This window comes from Microbacterium oleivorans (assembly GCF_023715745.1).
Taxonomy (GTDB): Bacteria; Actinomycetota; Actinomycetes; order Actinomycetales; family Microbacteriaceae; genus Microbacterium; species Microbacterium oleivorans_D.
This window is the reverse complement of the sequence record NZ_JAMBOV010000006.1, coordinates 36644-57482: the sequence shown is the minus strand read 5'-3', so window position 1 is coordinate 57482 and position 20839 is coordinate 36644. Positions and strand designations below refer to the sequence as shown.

Here is a 20839-nt window from a genome sequence, read left to right as displayed (position 1 = left end):
CTCATCGTCCGGTCCAGGCGAAGGTCAGCACCTGCGCGTCGAGGAGGGTGAGCCACCGGCTCATCGCCTCGTCGGCCTCCGGGTCGACATCCGTGGGATGGAGGAGGGTCGCCGTCAGCTGCAGAGCCTTCGATCGACGCGAGCCGGGGACAGGCGTCAGGTAGACGACGGTGTACGCGCCCACCTTCTCGCCCGAGAGCTCCACGCTCCTCCGGTCGACCCACCGCAGGAACTGCTTGCTGCCCTCGAGCGCGCGCGCACCGCGGCGTTCGACCGCGTCAGCCACCATCACATCGAGCGACGATCCGGGCGCGCCCTCGGTGAGGGAACCGAGGATGCTGACCGGCACGGTGGACCATTGCGGAGCGTTCTCGCCGGGGATGATCATGAAGAACGCTCCGCGGTTCCTCGCCGCCTTCACCGCTCCCGTGACATGCGCCTCGAGCGAGGCGTACACGTCGGGCCGGTGCGCCTCGCGCAGCTTCGCCTTCGCGTTCGCCAACAGCTCGGACTCCGTCGCGGCCGAGGTGTCCAGCATCGTCCAGCCTTCGGGCAGAGCCATCCGGAACTCGGGAACCCCGGGCAGCGTGGCCCCCAGTTCCGCCCGCAGAGAGTTCATGAGCACCAGCCTTCCACAGTCCGTCGGCTCACCACGTGGGGTAGACGATTCGGTCGAGGCCGGTGCCGAACTCCCAGCTGCCCTGGATCCCACCCGCGATCGTGGCCCAGTTGTTCAGGTTGGTGCCGGCAGAACCCATCGCATAGACGAACTGCTGCGGCATCGTGCCCAGCTCGCCGATGACCTCCCACATGAACGGGTCCTGGCCCGACACCGCGGTGCTGATGATGTCGTCGAAGGAGTTGGCCACGTATCCGGCCTCGGGTGCGAGGCCGCGCATGTCCGACACCCACTGCGCGGGGTTGCGCGCCGTGAGGTTGAGACCCCATCGCGTGAAGTCGTCGCCGAGCGAGAGGCCGCCGCGGGGGAAGCCCGCCCAGGCCCTCATGCCCGCGCCGAAGCCGCCGCTGGCGAACTCCCCGATCGCACCGAAGGGGATCACGCCCAGGACCGCGAGGGCGACGTCCCATCCGTTCGCATCTCCGCGGCTGTACTGCCACAGGGTGCCGGCGAGGGTCAGGACACCCACCGCGAGCGCCAGGAGGCCCACGATCGGGCCGCCCACGACCATCGCCAGGACGGCCAGGACGATGCCTGCGACGGCGAGGACGTCGAGCGCGAAGTCGACGAAGCCGTCGAGGTTGTCGCGCCAGTCGTCCTCGATCGCGTCGGCGGTCGACGAGCGGATACCGGCGACCGCCTCATCGAACGCCGTCTCCCAGAGGTCGTACTGGTGGTCGAAGTCGTCCGCCGCGTCCTTCCACAGTGCGTACGCGGCATCCTTGTCGCCCTCGGCAGTCGAGACGGCGTCCTCGTGAGCGGTCTGGGCCGCCTGCGCGTCGCCGTCATCGTCGCCGCTCGTCTCCGGCACCGGCGCCATGCGCGCGCTCTGCCACTCCGACAGCGCGTGCTGATAGCTGAGCCAGTGGGAGTCCGCGTCGGGAACGATCGTGTTCATGCGCGACTTCACCGACGCGAGGGTGGAGCCGTAGGAGCGGACGTACGGGCCGACCGCCTGGTACAGCTCTGCTGCCTTGCGGAGCTCGACGTTCACCTCCCCGCTCACCTCGCGGAGCTTGTCGACAGCCTGCCCCTCCATCTCGGCACCGTCGTCGACCAGACGCGTCAGGAGTGATTCGGCGTCACCCATCGCCGCGCCGAGGTTGATGATCTGCTGCCCGCGATCGCGAACGTCGTCGCCGTTTCCCGAGACGATCTCGACCGGCCGGCCCTTCGGGGAGTCATGCGTCGCCACGGTCAGTCCACCTCCTGCATCTGAGCGGCCATCTCCGCAGCCATCTCGGTGTCGAAGTCGCCGAAGCCCTCCAGCACGGCCTTGGCCTGCTCGGTCACGGCTTTGAGTCCCTCGTTGAGCTTGTTGCGACGGTCATCCCATCGCGATTCGAAGTTCTCCGTCCTCTCACGGAGCTCACCTCGCCCATAGGGCGTGCCGATGTCGCTGCTGAGGTCGCTGCGGCGCTGCGAGGCGGACTCGAACTCGGTCTGCGTCGCCAGGAGGTTCGTGTAGAGAGCACCGAGCTCGTCATACGAGATCTTCACGGACATGACGGTCATTCCTATCGGGACGGCGGAAGGAGAACGACGACACGTGGGGAGCGATCGGCTCCCCACGTGTCAGAAGAGCGGATTCAGCCGCCGGCGAGCTGCTGGTCGAGGTCCTGGATCGCGCGCATCATGCCGAGCAGAGCCTCGGACATGTCATTGATACCGTCGACCGCGTTCTTCAGACCGGCCGTCAGCTCCCCGTACCCCTCACCGAACTTGCCCGACGCGTGCTGCGTCTTGAAGTCCTCACCCAGCAGGTTGTCCACCTGGGACTTCAGCGAGTCCAGCTGACCCTGGATGTCATCACGAGCCTGCGACAGCGACGACGCCACCTGCTCCATCTCCGCATAAGACGCACCGAAATCGGCCATCGTCCACACCTCCACAAGAATCCGGAAACCGACCCGACCGGGCCGACGAGAAGAGTCAACCAAAGCCCAACGGATAGGCCAATGGGGAGGACTCCCCTCTTGACAACCCCACCCGCCATCCCGTCAGATCAGGCGCGGGCTGGCTCGCCCGCAGGCAGCGACGCCGTCTCGACGAACGGCATCTGCACCACGACCGCACGACCCGCCTGGACGAACATTCCGCGTCCGGCCGGGAAGTCGGAGCGCTTGATCTTCGGGAACGGCACCTTGAAGATCGAGTCCCCGTCGAACGCGTCGGGCTTGAGGATGATGCCCTTGCGACCGCCCTTGAAGTCACCGATGAGACCGAAGCCGCTCGTCACCTGGTTGACGTCGGCGTCGCCGATCAGCAGGTGATCGCTGCGGTTGACGGCCTGCAGGAGCGCCTTCAGCGGCCGCTCTGCCGGCGAGTCGGCGAACTGCGGCAGGTCCTCGATGACGATCATCAGCCGCTGCGTGAGCGACTCGTCCACGACGAGCTCCGCGAGCTCGGTGGCGAGCTCCTTGGCATCGTCCGGTGTCGTGGCGCTGCGCATCCAGGGTGCGAACTCCTTGAGCTGCGATCGGCGGCCGCCGAAGTGGAACAACTTCACCGACGGATCCAGACGCGTCATCGACAGGACGAGCGCCTTCATCGTCGTCGTCTTTCCGGATTGCGGCGGCCCCGCCACCACGAACGTGCCCACCGGGTCGAACTCGCGCGGGGCGAGGGTGTCCTCGGCGACACCGATGACGGGGAACTCGCCGAGGCGATCCGGCATCTCGGCGGCGTCCAACCGCGTCGGGAGCGAACCGATCTCGGGCACGTCCCGCGCCCCGCGGGATCGCAGCTCGGCGGCGAGCTGCTCGAGCAGCTTCGTCTGTTCGGCGACGTTCGGCGTACCCCCGAGAACCGCGATCTGCGTCTCGAGCCCGTCCACGATGGCGCGGCCGGGAGCCGAGCGTTCATCGAGCACGTCCTTGGGCGCATTCAGCAGGGCGTACGCATTCGCATCGGAGAGGCGGAGCACGACGCGACGCGACACGTTCGAACTCACCGCGGTGGGGACGGAACCGGACCGGTCCGCCGTGGCGACCGCGTGCACGCCGAGCGGGCGACCTTCGCCCAGGATGCGCATGAACGCCTGGTAGAACGGCATCCTCGCCGTGGTCGACTCCCAGTCCGCGCGGAACTGCGGCAGACCGTCGAGGAGGAGGATGATCCGCGCCTCGTCACGACCGGTGATCTCGCGATACTCCTCGATGCTCGACGCGTTCGCTGCGCTGAACTTCTTGCCGCGCTCATCGAGCACGGAGCCCAGGGAACGCATGATCCGCTGCACGCGCTCACTGTCGTCACCCGGGATGACGGAACCGACGTGAGGCAGAGCTTCCAAGCTCTTGAGCGAGCCCGACCCGAAGTCGAGGCCGTACACCTCGACGTTCTCGGTCCGCCGTCCCATCGCGGCCGCGATCGCGATCGTGCGCAGGACGGTCGACTTGCCCGATCCGCTCGTGCCGTAGACGAGCAGCGACCCGTCGCGGTCCGGCTCGAAGTAGACCGGCTCCTGCAGCTGACGCTCGGGGATGTCGGCCTTGCCGAGCAGGATCGCCCCCCGCTTGCCGCCGGCGAGCTCGCGGATGTCCACCGTGAGGGGGAGATCGTCGAGCCACGGGCGGCGCGGCGCGGGGATCCGTGCCTGCTCGGCCGCCGCGATGAGGGTCGAGACGACACGCTTCTGGTCGTTGGGGCCGGGATCGGCGTCGTGCGCATCGCTCTCGGCGGCGTCGTCGAGCTCCCACTTGCGGATCGAACCGAATCGCAGCTCCGCGATCGAGATGTCGGCCGCGACCACCTCGTCGCTGCTCCAGCCGCCCGCATAGGCCGATTGGAACGGGATGAGGCGGCCGGGGCCGGTCTTCGCGATCCCCCGGCCCGGGATCGAGGGCGGGAAGGATGCCGCGATCGGATCGTCCACCACGTCCTTCGAGTCCGACTCGTCCGCCATGCGCAGCGCGACACGGAGGTTCGTGTTCGCCCGGAGGTTGTCCTTGATCACGCCGGCGGGTCGTTGGGTGGCCATGATGAGGTGGATGCCGAGCGAACGCCCTCGCTGGGCGATGTCGACGACGCCGTCCACGAACTCGGGAACCTCGCCGGCCAGCGCGGCGAACTCGTCGATGACGAGGACCAGAGCGGGCGGCGTGTCGGGGTCGCGGCGCTTCTCGAGCTCGAGCAGGTCCTTGGCCTTCTTGCGGTTGAACAGGTGCTCGCGGTAGTGCAGCTCCGCCCGGAGGCTGGTGAGCGCGCGCCGCACGAGATGCGGACTGAGGTCGGTGACCAGGCCTACGCAGTGCGGCAGCTCCACGCAGTCGGCGAAGGCGGAGCCGCCCTTGTAGTCGACGAAGAGGAAGGTGACGCGGTCGGGGCTGTGGGCCGCCGCCATCCCGAGCACCCACGCCTGCAGGAACTCGGACTTGCCGGCACCGGTGGTGCCGCCGACGAGGGCGTGCGGACCCTGGGTGCGCAGGTCCAGCGTCATCGCGTCCGCCGCCCCCTGGCCGACGATCGCGCGCAGATTGCCGGCCTTCTTCAGACGCGGGAGCGTCGCACCCGATCGGTCGATGATGGTGTTGTTCTCGCGCCAGCGTTCGATGGCGAAGCCGGGGTCGGACGCGGTCTCACTCCCGACGAGGGACAGGAACATGACCGAGTTCGGGATGTCGGAGGAGTCCTCGATCACGGTGCTCGAGTCGACGACCGGGGCGAGCCGCTTGGCGAACACGGTCATGAGCTCGTTCGAGACTCCCTCGACCTGCGCCGGCGTGTAGTCTTCGCCGCTGCGGACCACCCCGACGTGGGCGTCGTCGAGCCCGCGTGAGACATCGACGAAGCTACGGCAGACGGCGGGGAGCGCTTCGACGACGGGCGCGACGAACAGTCCGTAGACGCCGACGTCTGCGCCCCGCTCGAGGACCTGCGTGAGGCGTGCCCGGTCCACGGGCGCATCCGCGGTGACGATGACCACGACGGCGGTCTGGCCGGGGAACGTCGCATCCTCGGCCGCGCGTCGCACGTCGGTCCCGAAACGCATCGGGTCCCAGTCGTCGTCGTACGGGAGCCGCGGCGCGCTCGACGCGCGCGACCGGCGCATGACGAGCTCCTCCAGACCCGACAGCAGCGCGTTGCCCGTCGACGCGGAGTCCGACAGCGGCATGTCCCGGAACGGGCTGCGCTCGCTCGAGGTGTGCGGGAGCCACGTCAGCCAGTCGAGCTGCTTCGCCCACTCGGGCTCGGTCAGCGCCACCGCGACGAGCTCGTTCGGCGAGTGCAGCCCGAACAGCTGCGTGCAGATGCCGCGGAGGGCGTCCGCCGCTTCACGCTCGGGGCCCGCGACACCGATCACGCCCACGCTCTGCAGCGACTCGAGGACCGGGACGCCGTCGATCATGCGGTACCGCTCGCGAAGCCGATCGACGCGCTCGACGTACTCGGGGAGTGCCTCCGGAACGTCCGACCGCTTGATGCTCGTACGCGAGGGTGCCTCGCACGTCCCGAGGCGGACCGCGAGGAAGTTCCAGTGCTCGGGTCGGCGGGTCCACAGCATCCGCCCGAGGCTCATCGCCTCCTCGAACACGACCGCGACCGGCGGCACCTCGGCGTTGCGGACCTCGCGTTCGCGCGGCCGCTCGCGGAACAGTGTCTCCTCGAGCTCCTCGAAGGAGCGCTCGAAGACCTCTCCCTCCTTCTTCGACCGTTGGCCGACCTGCGTCCGCTGCGAGACGAAGTTGCCGAGGAGCATCAACGGCGTCATCGCGATGATGATCAGAGCCCGCGGCTGGTTGAAGGCGAAGTACATCGTCAACCCCAGCAGGATCGGTGCGACCAGCATCGGCCACGGGAACAGCCGCGTGACCGGTTCCTTCGGCATCCGCGGTTCGGGCAGTTCCTCGCCGACGTACCGCGGCTCGACGCGGGGGCTGCGGTTGAAGAGCAGTGCCCCGCCGCGCTCGAGGACCGGATCCTTCTCGACGGGCGCGAAGTCCGGCACCAGGTGCACCACGATGTCGGTGTCGCCGAGGGTGAAGCGCTGCCCCGGGATGACGTGCAGCCGGGGGACCATCCCGCCGTCGACGACGATCCCGTTGGCGGAGTTCAGGTCGACGAGCTCGACCCCGCCCGCGCCCACCTCGATCCGGGCATGGCGCTTCGAGACGAGTGGCTCGTCGAGCACGATGTCGGCCGCCGCCGAGCGACCGATCGTGAAGTGACCCCGGGGTAACGGGATCTCGCGGCCGGCGAGCGGTCCGCCGACGACCTGCAGGACGGCGGCCGCCGGCCCACCCCCACCACGGTTGGCGACGTAGTCGGGCCCGAGGTTGACGACGGAGGCGATGAAGCCCGACCCCACGGGGGCATCGCTGATGAGCAGGGAGGGATCGAGGAGCGCGTGATCGTCCGATGTGGGCGGCGCGACCGCCAGCGTCAGCACGTCGTCGGGTCCGGCGAGCATCTCGCGTGCGGGGTCTGTGTCGACGATCCGCCGCGCGACGTCCTGCACCGTCGCCGTCGTGTCGGCCGTGACCACGATGTCGAGGGTGCGGGCGTCACGCCGCTGCAGGGTGAGTTTCAGTCTCATCGCGAGGTCCTCGTCATCCGGGCATCAGGGGAGGCGGACCGACGCGTGCCGGTCGCCGAAGCGGAGGGTGTCGCCGGAGCGGAGCTCAGCCGGCGAGCCGGGGGCGAGATCGATCTCGCGGCCGTCGCGGATGATCGCGCTCCCGTTCGTCGAGCCGAGGTCGACGGCCGCCAACGCGCCCTCGACCCAGCGGAGGGCGAGGTGCGTCTTCGAGATCGACTTCGTCGGATCGACGATCGGCACCGCGAGGGCGCCGGCGTCGGCTCCGGTGGTCGACGGGGCACGACCGAGGACGGCCCCGCCCGCCGGGATAGTCAGTTCATCGCCGGAATCGAGCTGCAGCGATCCCGACCGTTCCGCCGCCGTCATGAGCTCGGGCGGCGACCACGCGCCCTGGGCGGCGGGGAGCAGCGTCTCCGCGGAAGCGGGCGCGCTCGGCATCGCCGACGGGCGGGGGGATGCCGCGTCGGCCACGACGACGGGCTCCCGTGATGGCGCAGGCGCCTCGGCAGGCGACTCGACCGCGAAGGGCGCACCCTGGATGGGGGCGGCACGATGGTCGTCCGCGGCATCGGCCGCGCCCGCCGGACGCCGGTCCTTGGGGGCACCCACGACTCCCCCGCTCTTGCGGGCGACAGGGATGTAGACATCGGTCGCCGGTCCGCTGGCCGGCGTCGCGAGCGACGGCAGCGACGTCTTCTCGTCGCGGAGGTCCGTCGCGACGGTCTTCCGCGCGATGCGCATCCGCTTCGCGTCGTAGGGGTTGAGTCCCCGGCGGATGTCGACCAGGTAGGTCGCCGCGGCGCGATCCGGCCAGCCCCGCCGACGCCTCTGCGAATCGAACAGCGGCGACAGGGCGATCACGAGGAGGGGTCCCAGGAGCGGGAGCGCGAAGCTTGCGACCTGGATGAGATACCGGACGACGGCACCCCGCCAGAACGTCGGGCGCTCGAGGGTCTTGACGTTGACCATGCGGATGCCGACGAAGGCCTTGCCGAGGGTCACACCCCGTCGTCCCAGCAGGATGAGCTGCACGAGGAGGAAGACCGTGGTCGCCGCGTACGGGACGACCAGCGAGGCGATCACCCAGCCGACGCCGGGACGGGCGAGGAACGCAGCGACCGGGTCGGGCTGTCCCACGGCGGACAGGATGGCGGGCAGGCCGAAGATCAGCATCGGCAGCTGCAGGAGACCCACCGCCAGCGCCTCGATCACGGTCGCGAGCATCCGCCGCCCGATCGGCGCGGGGACGAGTCCGAGTGCCGCGGCGTACTCCGGGCGTGGCCGACCTCTGTGGTCGAGACCTTCGATGACGCGCGGGCCGTCCTCGATCTCCCAGATCACTGCCTGAACCTCCTCGGATTCCCCGCAACGACCCTAGCCGGTGTCACGGATGCCGCCGAGGAGAGAACTCCCCCTTGACCGCCCCGCGCGCGCCGGTGGAGACTGATCGCCCCTCGCCGCTCGCACCGCTCAGTGGAAGAAGTGGCGCTCCCCCGTGAAGTACATCGTGACGCCTGCGGCCTGCGCGGCATCGATGACCTCCTGGTCTCGCACGGACCCGCCAGGCTGGATGATCGTCGTGATGCCGGCATCCAGCAGGACCTGCGGTCCGTCCGCGAAGGGGAAGAACGCATCGGATGCCGCGACCGAACCGGCAGCGCGGTCGCCGGCGCGCTCGACGGCCAGGCGGCACGAGTCCACGCGGTTGACCTGACCCATGCCGATCCCGACCGTCGCGGAGTTCTTCGCCAGGACGATCGCGTTCGACTTCACCGCGCGGCAGCTCTTCCACGCGAACGAGAGGTTCTCGAGCTGGTCGTCGGCGGGCCGCTCCCCCGACACGAGCTGCCACGAATCGACGAGCGACTCGATCTCGTTCGGGAACCGGTCGGCGTCCTGCAGCAGCAGGCCGCCCGATACGAGGCGCACGTCCATGGACTCCTGCCGCCAGTCGGCGGGCAGCTGGAGAACCCGCAGGTTCTTCTTCAGCTTGAAGACCTCGAGGGCCTCGGGTTCGAAGTCGGGGGCGACGATCACCTCGGTGAAGATGTCGCGCAGGTTCTCGGCCATCTTGAGCGTCACCGTCCGGTTCGCGGCGATGACGCCACCGAAGGCCGACACGGGGTCGCACTCGTGCGCGCGCAGGTGCGCCGAGGCGATCGGGTCCAGAGCCTGCGGAGCGCCGATCGCGATCCCGCAGGGGTTCGCGTGCTTGATGATCGCGACCGCCGGCTTGACGAGGTCGAACGCGGCCCGGAGGGCGGCATCCGCATCGACGTAGTTGTTGTACGACATCTCCTTGCCCTGCAGCTGCGTCGCCTGCGCGATGCCGTGGCCGCCGACACGGGTGTAGATCGCTGCGCGCTGGTGCGAGTTCTCGCCGTAGCGCAGGGTGGCGAGACGCTCCGCCTTGATGGTGAGGTGCTGCGGCAGGTCGCCCTCGCCCTCGAGCGTCTCCTCCGCGAACCACGTAGCGACGGCTCGGTCGTACGCAGCGGTGTGCGCGAACGCGCGCGCGGCGAGCTCACGGCGCTGCGCGAGGGTCGTGCCGCCCTGACGGAGCGCGTCGACGATGGCGGGATACGACTCCGGCGAGACGGCGATCGCGACGTTGGCGAAGTTCTTCGCGGACGCGCGGACCATCGCAGGTCCCCCGATGTCGATCTGCTCCACGACGGCATCGCCCTGTGCGCCTGAGGCGACGGTCTCGACGAACGGGTAGAGGTTCACGACGACGAGCTCGAAGGGCAGGATGCCGAGCTCGCTCAGCTGCACCTCGTGGTCCTCGAGGCGCAGGTCAGCGAGGAGGCCGGCGTGGACGCTCGGATGCAACGTCTTCACGCGCCCGCCGAGCGACTCGGGGAAGCCGGTGATCTCGGACACGTCCTTCACCGCGATGCCGTTGTCACGCAGGAGGGCGGCGGAGCCGCCGGTCGAGACGATCTCGACGTCGGCCGCGACGAGCGCGTGCGCGAGCTCGAGGAGGCCGGTCTTCTCGCTCACCGAGACGAGCGCCCGGCGCACCGGCACGACGTCGCGGTCGCGGTAGAGGGAGGGATCGATCTGCGGTCCGGCCATGCGGGAACTCCTCGGGTCGGGGGCGTTCGGGGGCGATTCAGGTGGTCAGGTCGAGCTCGCCCGTCGCGATGCGGCGGACGACATCGATGAGCAGCCGGCGCTCGACCGGCTTGATGCGCTCGTGGAGGGAGTGCTCCGTGTCACCGGGAAGCACGGGAATGCGTTCCTGCGCGAGGATCGGGCCGGTGTCGACGCCGTCATCGACGACGATGACGCTCGCGCCGGTCTGCGTGACGCCGGCCGCCAGCGCGTCACGGACACCGTGCGCTCCGGGGAACTCGGGCAGATAGGCGGGATGAGTGTTGATGAGGCGCGGCGCCCACGCGGCGACGACCGCCGCCGGCAGCAGGCGCATGAGCCCGCTCAGCACGACGAGATCGGGGCTCCAGACGTCGAGCTGCGCGAGGAGCTCGTCGCCCCAGGCCTCGCGGCTGTCGAACTCCTGGTACGGGACCATGAAGGTCGGGATGCCGTACGCCTCGGCGTGAGCGAATCCGTCGGCCTGCCGGTCCGCCCCCACGACGATGATCCGGGCCGGGAACTCCGGCTCGCTCGCGGCGTCGAGGAGCGCACGCAGATTGGATCCCGTGCCCGAGATGAGGACGGCGACCGTGAGCACCGGATCAGTCTAGCGGGGCGGTCGGGAACTCATCAGGCGAGGCGGCGGGCGGGGTCGCTCGGGCGGGCTCGACGTTCGGCGCCGGCGCGGCCGCCTCCCGCACGAGCGGCGGCTGCGGGCGGGACGGGTCGTCCTCGCCGCGCGGGGAGAGCAGGACGATGGCCGCACCCACGGCGACCTCCGCCGCCGCCACGAGGGCGACCAGCCACGGTTCCGGGCCCACCTGCGTGAGTCGGCCCGGGCCGATCGACCCCTGCGCGGCCCACGAGAGGACGGCGACGACCACCCCGGTCCCGGCGGTGAGGACCGCGAGGGAGACGAGGCGCGGGCGGAGCGGTTCAGCATCCGTCTTCGAACCCACCAGCAGAGCGCCGCGCGTCGAGGCGCCCGCCAGCGCACCGAAGCCGATCACGATGAGGCCGAGCAGCAGGAGCCAGCCCGATGTCGAATCGGGGATGACACCGAAGACGGGGATGCCGGGGACCACCCCCAGGCTCGTCGCCGCCGGCGACACGGCGGTGCCGGTGCCGACCGCGAAGCCCGGCCCGACCGCGAAGCCGGCGAACCACATCACGAGGGTCGGCAGATAGAGGATGCTGCCGAGTGCGAGGACGACGACCCCCAGCAGGTCGGCCTGCGCCGCCTGCGTCAAGGCGATGACCTCGCCCCCTCGGACGAAGAAGAGGACGGCGAGGATGACGGCTCCGACAGCCACGATGCCGGCGACGCAGATCGCGACGGCGCGGGCGCCCGCATCCACCGCCTCCTGGACGTCGTCGGGAAGGCGTTCGGAGAGGGCGTCGATGATGCCGTCGTCGCCATCGTTCCAGGCGCGGACGACGGCGCCCACGAGCGCCGGGACGGCGAAGACGAGTGTGGGGCCGGCGACGGCTGCCAGCAGGTCGACCGATGCGACCGAGGCGCGCCCGGTCAGGGCGATCACGGCCGAGACGACGGCGACAGTGACAGTGCCGCCGACGACACCGGTCACCCAGGCACCGGCGCGCGCGGCGCGCGACCCCGACCGCCATGCCGAGACCGCGGTGAACAGTGCCAGCGCAGTGGGCGCGAGCGACAGCGCGAACTGCGCGCCGTTCGAAGGCAGGCCGCCGAGGACGACGAGCTCGGCCGGGAGCGAGACCGCGACCGGCGCGAAGTGCCCGAGCTGCCAGATCGTCGCGGCAGCGGGCCAGAGAGCGGACCAGTCCGCGTCGCCGCCGACCCCGAAGATCCAGACGAGGGTGACGGGCGCGAGCACGACGCCGACGCCGACCGCGACGGCCAGGAGGGCGTCGACGGCGGCGAGGAGGGAGACGAGCAGGCGATTCACAACAGACCGACCCTACCCGCGGCGACGCCTCCCGCCCGGCTCCCGCACCGGGCGCGCACGGCTCCTCTGCCCGCGGTCCGTGACCGACTACCCTCGGAGGGTGAACAGCACCACCCCCCGCACGTCCCGCGGTGCCGCAGCCCCGGCATCCGCATCGTTCCTCGATCGCTACTTCGAGATCAGCCGACGAGGCTCCACGATCGGAACCGAGATCCGCGGCGGACTCGTGACCTTCGTGACGATGGCCTACATCGTCATCCTGAACCCGGCCATTCTGTCGACGCCCGACGTCGAGGGCCTCACCCTCGAGCCGTCCGCCGTCGCCGCTTCCACCGCCCTCACCGCGGGTGTCATGACGATCCTGTTCGGTCTCGTCACGCGGCTCCCGTTCGCCTTCGCCGCCGGTCTCGGCATCAACGCGTTCGTCGCCTTCTCGGTCGTCGGCCAGGTGTCGTGGGGCGAGGCGATGGCGCTGGTCGTCATCAACGGTCTGATCATCGTGCTGCTCGCGGCGACGGGTCTGCGGAAGCTCATCTTCGATGCGGTGCCGGTGCAGCTGAAGCTCGCGATCACCGTGGGCATCGGCCTCTTCATCGCCTTCATCGGCTTCGTCAACGCCGGTTTCGTCAACCCCGCCGAGGGAACGCCGCTCGAGCTCGGCGTCGGCGGCTCGATCACCTCGCCCGCGACCCTGCTGTTCATCGCGACTCTGCTGATCGGCGGCATCCTCATGGCCCTGCGCGTGAAGGGCGCGATCCTCATCGCCCTCGTCGCGGGCACGATCCTCGCCGCGATCGTGAACATCTTCACGCCGGTCGCGGACTTCGGCCTGTCCGGCAGCATCGTCGCCGCGCCGAATCTCAGCCTCGTGGGCGCCATCGACTTCGGCTTCGACTGGGGCCGCGTCGGGTTCGTCGCCCTCATCATGTTCGTGTTCACCCTCGTCTTCACGAACTTCTTCGACGCGATGGGCACGATGACGGGCCTCGCCCGTGAGGCGGGGCTGGCCGACGAGCGAGGCAACTTCCCGCGCATCAAGTCGGCACTGATCGTCGAGGGCGTCGGCGCCGTCGTCGGCGGTGGCACGTCGTCGTCGTCGGCGACCGTCTTCGTGGAGTCCGGCTCGGGCATCGGCGAGGGGGCCCGGACGGGCCTCGCGAACGTCGTCACCGGTGTGCTCTTCCTGTTCGCGATGTTCGTCACCCCCGTGACGGGCCTCGTTCCCGGCTTCGTGGCCGCCGCGGCCCTCGTCCTCGTCGGTGCGCTGATGCTGACGCAGATCAAGAACATCGACCTGTCGGACTTCAACGTCCTGCTGCCGGTGTTCCTCACCGCGACGGTCATGCCGCTGACCTACTCGATCGCCAACGGCATCGGCGCCGGCTTCATCAGCTGGGTCGTGCTGAACACCTTCTCGGGCAAGGCGAAGCAGGTCCACTGGCTGCTCTGGATCGTCGCCGCCGGCTTCGTCCTGTACTTCGCCCGCGGCCCCATCGAGGCGGCCTTCGGGGTCTGACCCCGGGAACGACGAAGGGGCGGATGCCGCAGCATCCGCCCCTTCGTCGTCAGATCAGAGCGACTCGATGATGGCGCGCATCAGGTCGGCGGTCTCGGACGGGGTCTTCCCGACCTTGACGCCGGCGGCCTCGAGAGCCTCCTTCTTGGCCTGCGCGGTGCCCGCCGAGCCCGAGACGATGGCGCCGGCGTGGCCCATGGTCTTGCCCTCGGGAGCGGTGAAGCCGGCGACGTAGCCAACGACCGGCTTCGTCACGTTCGCCTTGATGTAGTCGGCCGCGCGCTCCTCGGCGTCGCCGCCGATCTCGCCGATCATGACGATGGCCTTGGTCTCGGGGTCGGCCTCGAACGCCTCGAGGGCGTCGATGTGCGTCGTGCCGATGACCGGGTCGCCGCCGATGCCGATGGCGGTCGAGAAGCCGAGGTCGCGGAGCTCGAACATCATCTGGTAGGTCAGCGTGCCCGACTTCGAGACGAGGCCGATCGGGCCCTTGCCGGTGATGTTCGCGGGGGTGATGCCGACGAGCGCCTCCCCGGGGGTGATGATGCCGGGGCAGTTCGGCCCGATGATGCGGGTCTTGTTGCCCTTGCTCTTCGCGTAGGCCCAGGCCTCGGCGGTGTCGCCGACGGGCACACCCTCGGTGATGACGACGAGCAGCGGGATCTCGGCGTCGATCGCCTCGATCATCGCATCCTTCGTGAAGGCCGGCGGCACGAACGCGATGGAGACGTCGGCGCCGGTCTTCTCGATGGCTTCGGCCACGGAGCCGAACACGGGGAGGTCGACCTCGCCCTCGTGCGGCTTCTCGTGCGTGACGGTCGTGCCGGCCTTGCGGGCGTTGACGCCGCCGACGACGTTCGTCCCGGCCTTCAGCATGAGGGCGGTGTGCTTGGTGCCCTCACCGCCGGTGATGCCCTGGACGATGACCTTGGAGTCCTTGTTCAGATAGATAGACATGTCTGTGGTCCCTGTATCTCAGTAGTCTCGGCGCGTCTCAGGCGTTCGCCAGCTCGGCGGCCTTGTCGGCGCCCTCGTCCATACCGGCGGCGAGCGTCACGAGCGGGTGGTTCGCCTCGGCGAGGATCGCGCGACCCTCATCGACCTGGTTGCCGTCGAGGCGGACGACGAGCGGCTTCGTGGCCGCGTCACCGAGGATCTCGAGGGCCTTCACGATGCCCTCCGCGACGGCGACGCAGGAGGTGATGCCGCCGAAGACGTTGACGAAGACGCTCTTGACCTGCTCGTCACCGAGGATCACGTCGAGGCCCGAGGCCATGACCTGGGCGTTCGCGCCGCCGCCGATGTCGAGGAAGTTGGCGGGCTTCACGCCGCCGTGGTTCTCACCGGCGTAGGCGACGACGTCGAGGGTCGACATGACCAGGCCCGCGCCGTTGCCGATGATGCCGACCTGACCGTCGAGCTTGACGTAGTTGAGGCCGGATGCCTTCGCCTTCGCCTCGAGCGGGTCGGCGGCACCCTTGTCCTCGAGCTCTTCGTGCTCGGGGTGACGCACCTCGCTGGCGTTGTCGTCGAGCGACACCTTGCCGTCGAGGGCGACGATGTCGCCGGCGCCCGTACGGACGAGCGGGTTGACCTCGACGAGGGTGGCACCCTCGCCCTTGTAGACGTCGTAAAGCTTGACGAACACGTCCGAGACCTTCTCGACGAGGTCCTCGGGGAAGTTCGCGGCCTTCGCGATCTCGACGGCCTTCGCCTTGTCGATGCCCTGCAGCGGGTCGACCTCGATGCGCGCGAGCGCCTCGGGGCGCTCGACGGCGAGCTCCTCGATCTCCATGCCGCCCTCGACCGAGCAGAGGCTCAGGTACGAGCGGTTCGAGCGGTCGAGCAGCACGGAGAAGTAGAACTCCTCCGCGATGTCGGCGCCCTGCGCGACCATGACGCGCTGGACGACGTGGCCCTTGATGTCGAGCCCGAGGATGGCCTCGGCGGCCGCGTAGGCCTCATCGGGCGTCTTGGCGACCTTGACGCCGCCGGCCTTGCCGCGACCTCCGGTCTTGACCTGAGCCTTGACGACGACCACACCGCCGATCTTCTCGGCAGCCGCCTTCGCCTCCTCAGGGGTGTCGGCGATGATGCCGGCGAGCACCGGCACCTCGTACTTCTCGAACAGGTCTCGTGCCTGGTACTCGTAAAGGTCCACTGCAATCCTTCGCTGGGCGACGGCGGGGGTGACGGGCGCGGAACTATCTCGATGTCGAGAGATCGCCCGGTCGAAGAGCCTACTACTTGCGCCTGAGTGCCCCGCGCGGGATCCCCCCGATCGGCGGGGGTGATCAGCCCTCGAGCGCGGCGGTCCAGACCCGTCGGTGCTGCTCGACGTAGACCTCGACGTGCCGCCAGTGCTCGCCGTGTCCGTGCACGAACATCGACGACCACGGCTCGACGCCGATGTCGTGCGATCTCCGGAGGAGGTCGTGCATCGCGGCGGTGCGCTGCACCATCGCCTCCGGCAGTGCGCGCCGAAGCTCGACGTCGGCGCCGTATCCGTCGACGAGCGCCGCGAGGGATGCCGCCGCGACGTGCGGGGCGACCGAGGTGTCGTTGAGCGTGAAGGCCTGGGCGGCGTAGGCGAGGTCCCACAGACGCGTGCTGGGCGCGGCGGCATCCCAGTCGATGAACACCCACCGGTCGTCGCCGATGACGAGGTTCCACGGGGCCAGATCGTTGTGGCAGACGAGCTCCGCCCCGGGTGCGGCGATCGCCGTCTCCCACACCGCATCCGAGGGCGCGGTGTACGCCGCACTCGCATCGTGGATCGCCCTCACCATCGCGCCGACCCGTCGCAGCTCGCTCGCCGCCATTCGACCGCGCTCGATCGCGAGCTCCCCGGGCACGTACTCGAGGACGTGCCGCCCCGACTCGTCGCGCCCGAGGGGCTCGGGCAGATCGACGCCGGCGGCGCGCAGGGCGTGGACGAAAGAGACGACGCTCGACGTCGACGCGGCCCACGGCTTCCGCACGGTGTCGCCGATGCGGACGACGGTGCCGCTCGCGTTACCGCCGGCGAGGGGTTCCTCGTGCGGCATCCGTCAGATCCAGCCGCGTTCGCGGGCCGTGATCGCGGCCTGCTGACGGGTGGCGAGGCCGAGCTTGCCGAGGATGGATGACACGTGGTTGCGGACGGTGCCGGCCGACAGGTGGAGGGATGCCGCGATGTCGGCGATCGTCTCGCCGCGGGCACCGGCGCGCAGCACGTCGAGCTCGCGGTCGGTCAGCGGCGAGCGCTCATCGCTGAGCGCGTCGGCGGCGATCTCGGGGTCGACGTACCGGCGACCTGCAGCGACCTCGCGGATCACCGCGGCGACGTCCCCCGCGGGCCGCGACTTGGGCACGAAGCCGTCGACGCCGGCGCCGAGCGCGCGTCGCAGCACCCCGGGACGCGCGTGGCGGGTGACGACGACGCACCGGGCGGGGATGCGCTGACGGATGCGGGCCGCCGCCTCGACGCCGTCGATGCCGGGCATCTCGAGATCGAGCAGGCACACATCGGGCCGCAGCTCGAGCGCGCGGGCGACGGCGCTCTCGCCGTCGGCGCACTCCGCGACCACCTCGAGGTCGTCCTCGAGGGCGAGCAGGGCGGCGAGCGCCGTGCGGATCATGTCCTCGTCGTCGGCGATGAGCACACGGATCATGCGGTACCTCCTGCGGCGGGAACGGTCACGACGAGCTCGAAGCGGTCCTCCGCCCGGTGAGTGACGACGTCTCCGCCGACCACGCCGACGCGATGGGTGATGCCCTCGAGTCCCGCACCCGCGCCGATCGTCGAAGCCGGCCCGGGGTCGTTCGCGGCGGTGAGTCGCCACAGATCTCCCGCGCGCTCGAGGCCGAGCCGCGCCCAGCGGCCGCCACCGTGTTTGAGCACGTTGGTCGTGCATTCGCGGACGACCGGCCCGAGAAGGTCGGCGGGGGCGGATGCCGCATCCGCCGCGACGTCGAGCGCGACCTCCAGCCCCGCGGCCCGCAGCAGGTCCGCCGCGTTGGCGAGCTCGTCGGGCAGCGGTACCCCGCGGAACCGTCCCGCGAGCGAGCGGGTGCCCTCGCGCGCCTCGTCCACGGAGGCCCGCGCCAGCGCGATCTGGTGGGCGGCGGCATCCGGATCGCGTCCGATCATCCGCTCGGCCAGCTCGAGCTGCAGCGCGATCACCTGCAGATGATGACCCTGCAGGTCGTGCAGCTCGCCCGCGAGACGCAGGCGTTCCTGCACGGCGGCCAGGCGCGCCTCGGTCCGCCTCGCTCGGTCGAGTTCCAGGACGACGTCCCACGACCAGAGCGAGAGGGCCTGCATCGCCGGCAGGCTGAGTGCGAAGAAGGCGGGGAGGAACGCGTCGCTCGCCCCGATCGGGCGGCTGAACTCCACGATCCACAGCACGACGAGGGCGACCTCGAGGAGGACGACGCCCCGCCACCGGATGCCCGGGCCCCACCGGACGAGGCAGAGGACGGTGCCGGCGAGCGCCGCCCCCAGCAACGCCGATGCCGAGGCGACGCCGACACCTGCCGAGGCGAGAACCCCCGCGACCGCCGGCACCGAGAGGAACCGGCGACGTGCCGACGGGCGGTCGCGGTCATCGAGGTCGCCGTCGCGGCGGTAACGGGCGAGCAGCACGGTCGTCGTCACCACCACGACCATCGACAGACCGACGAAGAGGAGGAGCGTGACGGGGTCGCGCCAGCCCCCACGGGCGACCAGCACGACGACACCCCAGACCATCAGCGCGCCGATGAGGAAGAACACCATCGACGATGCGATGTACCACCCGGTGGCCGTCACCCCACGGGCGAGCGAGACGGCGGTGCGCGTCGGGGTCGGGTCGGGGCTTGTCACACCGCCACAGTACGACCATGACGAATGTCACCCCTCGGGTCATCGGACCTCCCGGTGAGAGGTGACGCCGCGGCACTGCCGTGGCCGCGGGTTCCTCGATGGGATGGGATCACGGCGATACGAGATCCGGTCGCCGCATCCGAGAGGACATCATGTCGAACCCCGTCTCCGACCTCGTCGCCGGTTTCCAGGACCTCGTTGCGCAGGTGCCCGACCTCGTTCAGCCGCTCATCGTGGCGCTCGCGGGAGCCGTCCCCTTCATCGAGGGCGAGGGCGCAGCCGCGATCGGCATCATCGGCGGCATCCACCCGGTCGCGGCCGCGGTCGCCGGCGCCGCCGGCAACTTCCTCTGCGTCGCGATCGTCGTGCTCGTCACCGCCCGGGTGCGCACCGCCGTCACCACGCGCGGGGGCGGCGCCGAGAAGCCCGCGTCGGCGCGATCCGAGAAGTTCCAGAAGGCTTACCACCGCTACGGGACGCCCGGGGTGAGCCTTCTCGGGCCCCTCATCCTGCCGACACAGTTCACCGCCGCAGCGCTGAAGGGCACCGGCGTCCCGACCCGCACCGTCCTGTTCTGGCAGGGCACGGCCATCGTGCTGTGGACCACCCTCGTCACCCTGATCATCACCGGGGTGATCGCCGCGGCCGGCTGAGTCAGTCGACCCGTCGGAGGCCTCGCGATGCGGGGCCTTCGATGCGTTCGCCCTCGGCCGTGAACCGCGAGGCGTGCAGCGGGCAGTCCCAGGTGCACTCGAGGTCGTTCCACTCGAGGACACCGCCGAGGTGCGGGCACACCGCGCTCACCGCACGGGTCTGTCCGCCGGTGGTCGAGATCCCGACCGGGTGACCGGCGCGCTGCGCCACGACGCCCTCCCCCTCGGCCGGCTGCGGCACCGGAACAGCCTCGGCCTCGGCGCCGGCCCACCCCTTCGCCGCTGCGAGCCCCACCTTCGCGTTCTCGATCGCGCCCTGAGCGAGGTCGGCGGGCATGGTCAGACGCGTGCCGATCTGCGTCATCCACCGCGGCCGCTCGCGCGGGCTCTCGCCACGCAGCTCGCTCACGATGCGCAGTGCCGCGGCGGGCGCGTTCGTCAGCCCCCACTTCGCGTAGCCGGTCGCGAAGCGCACACGGCCGAGCGACCGGGGCATCGCACCGATGAACGGGATCCGGTTGTGCGAGGTGTAGTCCTGCGCCGACCACCGATGGGTCTCCTCCCCCACCGGCAGCGTCCGCTGCGCCCACAGCGACAGTTCGTCGAGCATCGCCCGCTCCGAATCGGCGCGCCCGACGGGGTGACCGGCGCCGCCGACCACGATCTGCGCGACCTCCGACGGTCCGTCGCCGGGCAGGATCGTCCGCACGGAGCGAGTCGGTTCGTCGGCGGAGAGGTACATGCCGTCCGGCAGGGGTGCGGTGAGGGTGAACGAGACGCACGCCGACCGCATTCCGCTGACCTTCGCCCAGTACAGACCGCGATCGAGGATCGGGATGCCGGTGGCCACCACGACCCGCGAGGCGAAGAGCGGACCCAGGTCGGTCTCCACCCGCGGCTCGGGGAAGACCTTGACCCCGCGGACGTGGACGCCGAGGTGCAGGGTGCCGCCCGCCGCGACGAACGCGTCCGCGAGAGCCGCGAGCATCTGCATCGGATCGATCGCCCGCTGGTCGTCGAGCGCGACGGCCGCCACCATCGGGACGGCGGCCTCGCGGAGCTCGGCGTCGTCCGCGAGCCGGACGGGGAGACCCGCCTCTCGAGCGGCGTCGTACTCCTTCACGACCGCGCGTCGTCCCTCGTCCCCTTGGGCGTAGGTATAGGCGGTGCGCGACGTGAGCGGCACTCCGAGCTGCTCGGCGGTGCCCGTCATCCACGCAAGACCGTCGCGGTTCGCGTCGACGTAGGCGCGGACGAGGGATGCCGGGTGCCCGGAACGCAGCGACGACAGCGTCGTGCCCTGCAGCAAGGACACCTTGCCGGTGTTCGACCCCGAGGCGAGTTCGCCGATCCCGCCGCGCTCGACGAGGGCGACGTCGACACCCGACTGCGCGAGCTCGTAGGCGGTCGCGAGACCGGTGAGCCCGGCCCCGACGACGACGACCTCGTGCCGGCTGCCGGGGGCGAAGGGTGTGCCGGAGGACTCGGACGGATGCTGCTTCCACAGGGACGACATGCGCCGAGTCAACGGTGTCGCACCGCCGAGGGCACAGGCCTTGACAGAAGTCCGTCGCACTAGG

At 70.3% G+C, this 20839-nt stretch carries 17 protein-coding genes; 2 read left to right on the top strand and 15 right to left on the bottom strand.

Going from position 1 to position 20839, the window contains the following annotated elements; genetic code table 11:
- Position 1: 1 nt before the first annotated feature.
- The 9 genes from M3190_RS13880 to M3190_RS13840 form a co-directional block, all read right to left on the bottom strand.
- On the bottom strand, positions 2-619 hold the full coding sequence (locus tag M3190_RS13880; RefSeq protein WP_251582927.1) for a hypothetical protein: 618 nt from the start codon (positions 617-619) through the stop codon (positions 2-4).
- A 28-nt stretch (positions 620-647) separates the two neighbouring features.
- The gene (locus tag M3190_RS13875) at positions 648-1874 is read right to left on the bottom strand and encodes a hypothetical protein (RefSeq protein WP_251582925.1); all 1227 of its coding nucleotides are present in this window, start codon (positions 1872-1874) and stop codon (positions 648-650) included.
- A gap of 2 nt (positions 1875-1876) precedes the next feature.
- On the bottom strand, positions 1877-2185 hold the full coding sequence (locus tag M3190_RS13870) for a hypothetical protein (RefSeq protein WP_251582910.1): 309 nt from the start codon (positions 2183-2185) through the stop codon (positions 1877-1879).
- 83 nt (positions 2186-2268) lie between these two features.
- Positions 2269-2556, bottom strand: coding sequence for a WXG100 family type VII secretion target (locus M3190_RS13865; protein WP_251582908.1), 288 nt, complete (start codon positions 2554-2556; stop codon positions 2269-2271).
- 128 nt (positions 2557-2684) lie between these two features.
- Entirely contained in the window at positions 2685-7214 is a 4530-nt protein-coding gene (locus M3190_RS13860; protein WP_251582906.1) for an FtsK/SpoIIIE domain-containing protein, read from the bottom strand.
- Positions 7215-7238: 24 nt separating this feature from the next.
- Entirely contained in the window at positions 7239-8558 is a 1320-nt protein-coding gene (locus tag M3190_RS15560) for an RDD family protein (protein WP_251582898.1), read from the bottom strand.
- Positions 8559-8687: 129 nt separating this feature from the next.
- Complete coding sequence (gene purH / locus M3190_RS13850) at positions 8688-10295, bottom strand: bifunctional phosphoribosylaminoimidazolecarboxamide formyltransferase/IMP cyclohydrolase (RefSeq protein WP_251582896.1); 1608 nt, start codon at positions 10293-10295, stop codon at positions 8688-8690.
- A 37-nt stretch (positions 10296-10332) separates the two neighbouring features.
- Entirely contained in the window at positions 10333-10914 is a 582-nt protein-coding gene (purN, locus tag M3190_RS13845) for a phosphoribosylglycinamide formyltransferase (protein WP_251582888.1), read from the bottom strand.
- Between the two features lie 4 nt (positions 10915-10918).
- Entirely contained in the window at positions 10919-12244 is a 1326-nt protein-coding gene (locus M3190_RS13840; protein WP_251582878.1) for a cell division protein PerM, read from the bottom strand.
- A 100-nt stretch (positions 12245-12344) separates the two neighbouring features.
- On the opposite strand from M3190_RS13840, the gene M3190_RS13835 reads away from it, so the two are divergent.
- Entirely contained in the window at positions 12345-13760 is a 1416-nt protein-coding gene (locus M3190_RS13835; protein ID WP_251582842.1) for an NCS2 family permease, read from the top strand.
- A gap of 54 nt (positions 13761-13814) precedes the next feature.
- On the opposite strand, the gene sucD is transcribed toward M3190_RS13835, so the two are convergent.
- From sucD to M3190_RS15555, 5 genes are all read right to left on the bottom strand, one after another.
- Positions 13815-14717, bottom strand: coding sequence for a succinate--CoA ligase subunit alpha (gene sucD, locus M3190_RS13830; protein ID WP_251582840.1), 903 nt, complete (start codon positions 14715-14717; stop codon positions 13815-13817).
- A 37-nt stretch (positions 14718-14754) separates the two neighbouring features.
- Positions 14755-15921 carry an ADP-forming succinate--CoA ligase subunit beta gene (sucC, locus tag M3190_RS13825; protein WP_251582838.1) on the bottom strand — a complete coding sequence of 389 codons (1167 nt, stop codon included), beginning with the start codon at positions 15919-15921 and terminating at the stop codon, positions 14755-14757.
- A 133-nt stretch (positions 15922-16054) separates the two neighbouring features.
- A complete protein-coding gene (locus M3190_RS13820; RefSeq protein WP_251582836.1) occupies positions 16055-16807 on the bottom strand; it encodes a phosphotransferase in 753 nt (250 codons plus the stop codon).
- Positions 16808-16810: 3 nt separating this feature from the next.
- Complete coding sequence (locus M3190_RS13815) at positions 16811-17413, bottom strand: response regulator transcription factor (protein ID WP_217531577.1); 603 nt, start codon at positions 17411-17413, stop codon at positions 16811-16813.
- Entirely contained in the window at positions 17410-18606 is a 1197-nt protein-coding gene (locus tag M3190_RS15555) for a sensor histidine kinase (protein ID WP_251582834.1), read from the bottom strand. Before M3190_RS15555 ends, M3190_RS13815 begins: the two co-directional genes overlap by 4 nt.
- Positions 18607-18758: 152 nt before the next feature.
- Between M3190_RS15555 and M3190_RS13805 the strand changes: the two genes are divergently transcribed.
- A complete protein-coding gene (locus tag M3190_RS13805; RefSeq protein ID WP_251582832.1) occupies positions 18759-19259 on the top strand; it encodes a small multidrug efflux protein in 501 nt (166 codons plus the stop codon).
- 1 nt (position 19260) lies between these two features.
- On the opposite strand, the gene M3190_RS13800 is transcribed toward M3190_RS13805, so the two are convergent.
- A complete protein-coding gene (locus tag M3190_RS13800; RefSeq protein ID WP_251582830.1) occupies positions 19261-20775 on the bottom strand; it encodes an FAD-dependent oxidoreductase in 1515 nt (504 codons plus the stop codon).
- Positions 20776-20839 lie beyond the last annotated feature (64 nt).

What these genes read in the sequence shown, in the direction of transcription:
- M3190_RS13880 (WP_251582927.1), bottom strand. Translation starts at nt 619, where the DNA reads ATGAACTCTCTGCGGGCGGAACTGGGGGCCACGCTGCCCGGGGTTCCC.
- M3190_RS13870 (WP_251582910.1), bottom strand. Translation starts at nt 2,185, where the DNA reads ATGTCCGTGAAGATCTCGTATGACGAGCTCGGTGCTCTCTACACGAAC.
- M3190_RS13865 (WP_251582908.1), bottom strand. Translation starts at nt 2,556, where the DNA reads ATGGCCGATTTCGGTGCGTCTTATGCGGAGATGGAGCAGGTGGCGTCG.
- M3190_RS13860 (WP_251582906.1), bottom strand. Translation starts at nt 7,214, where the DNA reads ATGAGACTGAAACTCACCCTGCAGCGGCGTGACGCCCGCACCCTCGAC.
- purH (WP_251582896.1), bottom strand. Translation starts at nt 10,295, where the DNA reads ATGGCCGGACCGCAGATCGATCCCTCCCTCTACCGCGACCGCGACGTC.
- sucD (WP_251582840.1), bottom strand. Translation starts at nt 14,717, where the DNA reads ATGTCTATCTATCTGAACAAGGACTCCAAGGTCATCGTCCAGGGCATC.
- M3190_RS13820 (WP_251582836.1), bottom strand. Translation starts at nt 16,807, where the DNA reads ATGCCGCACGAGGAACCCCTCGCCGGCGGTAACGCGAGCGGCACCGTC.
- M3190_RS13815 (WP_217531577.1), bottom strand. Translation starts at nt 17,413, where the DNA reads ATGATCCGTGTGCTCATCGCCGACGACGAGGACATGATCCGCACGGCG.
- M3190_RS13805 (WP_251582832.1), top strand. Translation starts at nt 18,759, where the DNA reads ATGTCGAACCCCGTCTCCGACCTCGTCGCCGGTTTCCAGGACCTCGTT.
- M3190_RS13800 (WP_251582830.1), bottom strand. Translation starts at nt 20,775, where the DNA reads ATGTCGTCCCTGTGGAAGCAGCATCCGTCCGAGTCCTCCGGCACACCC.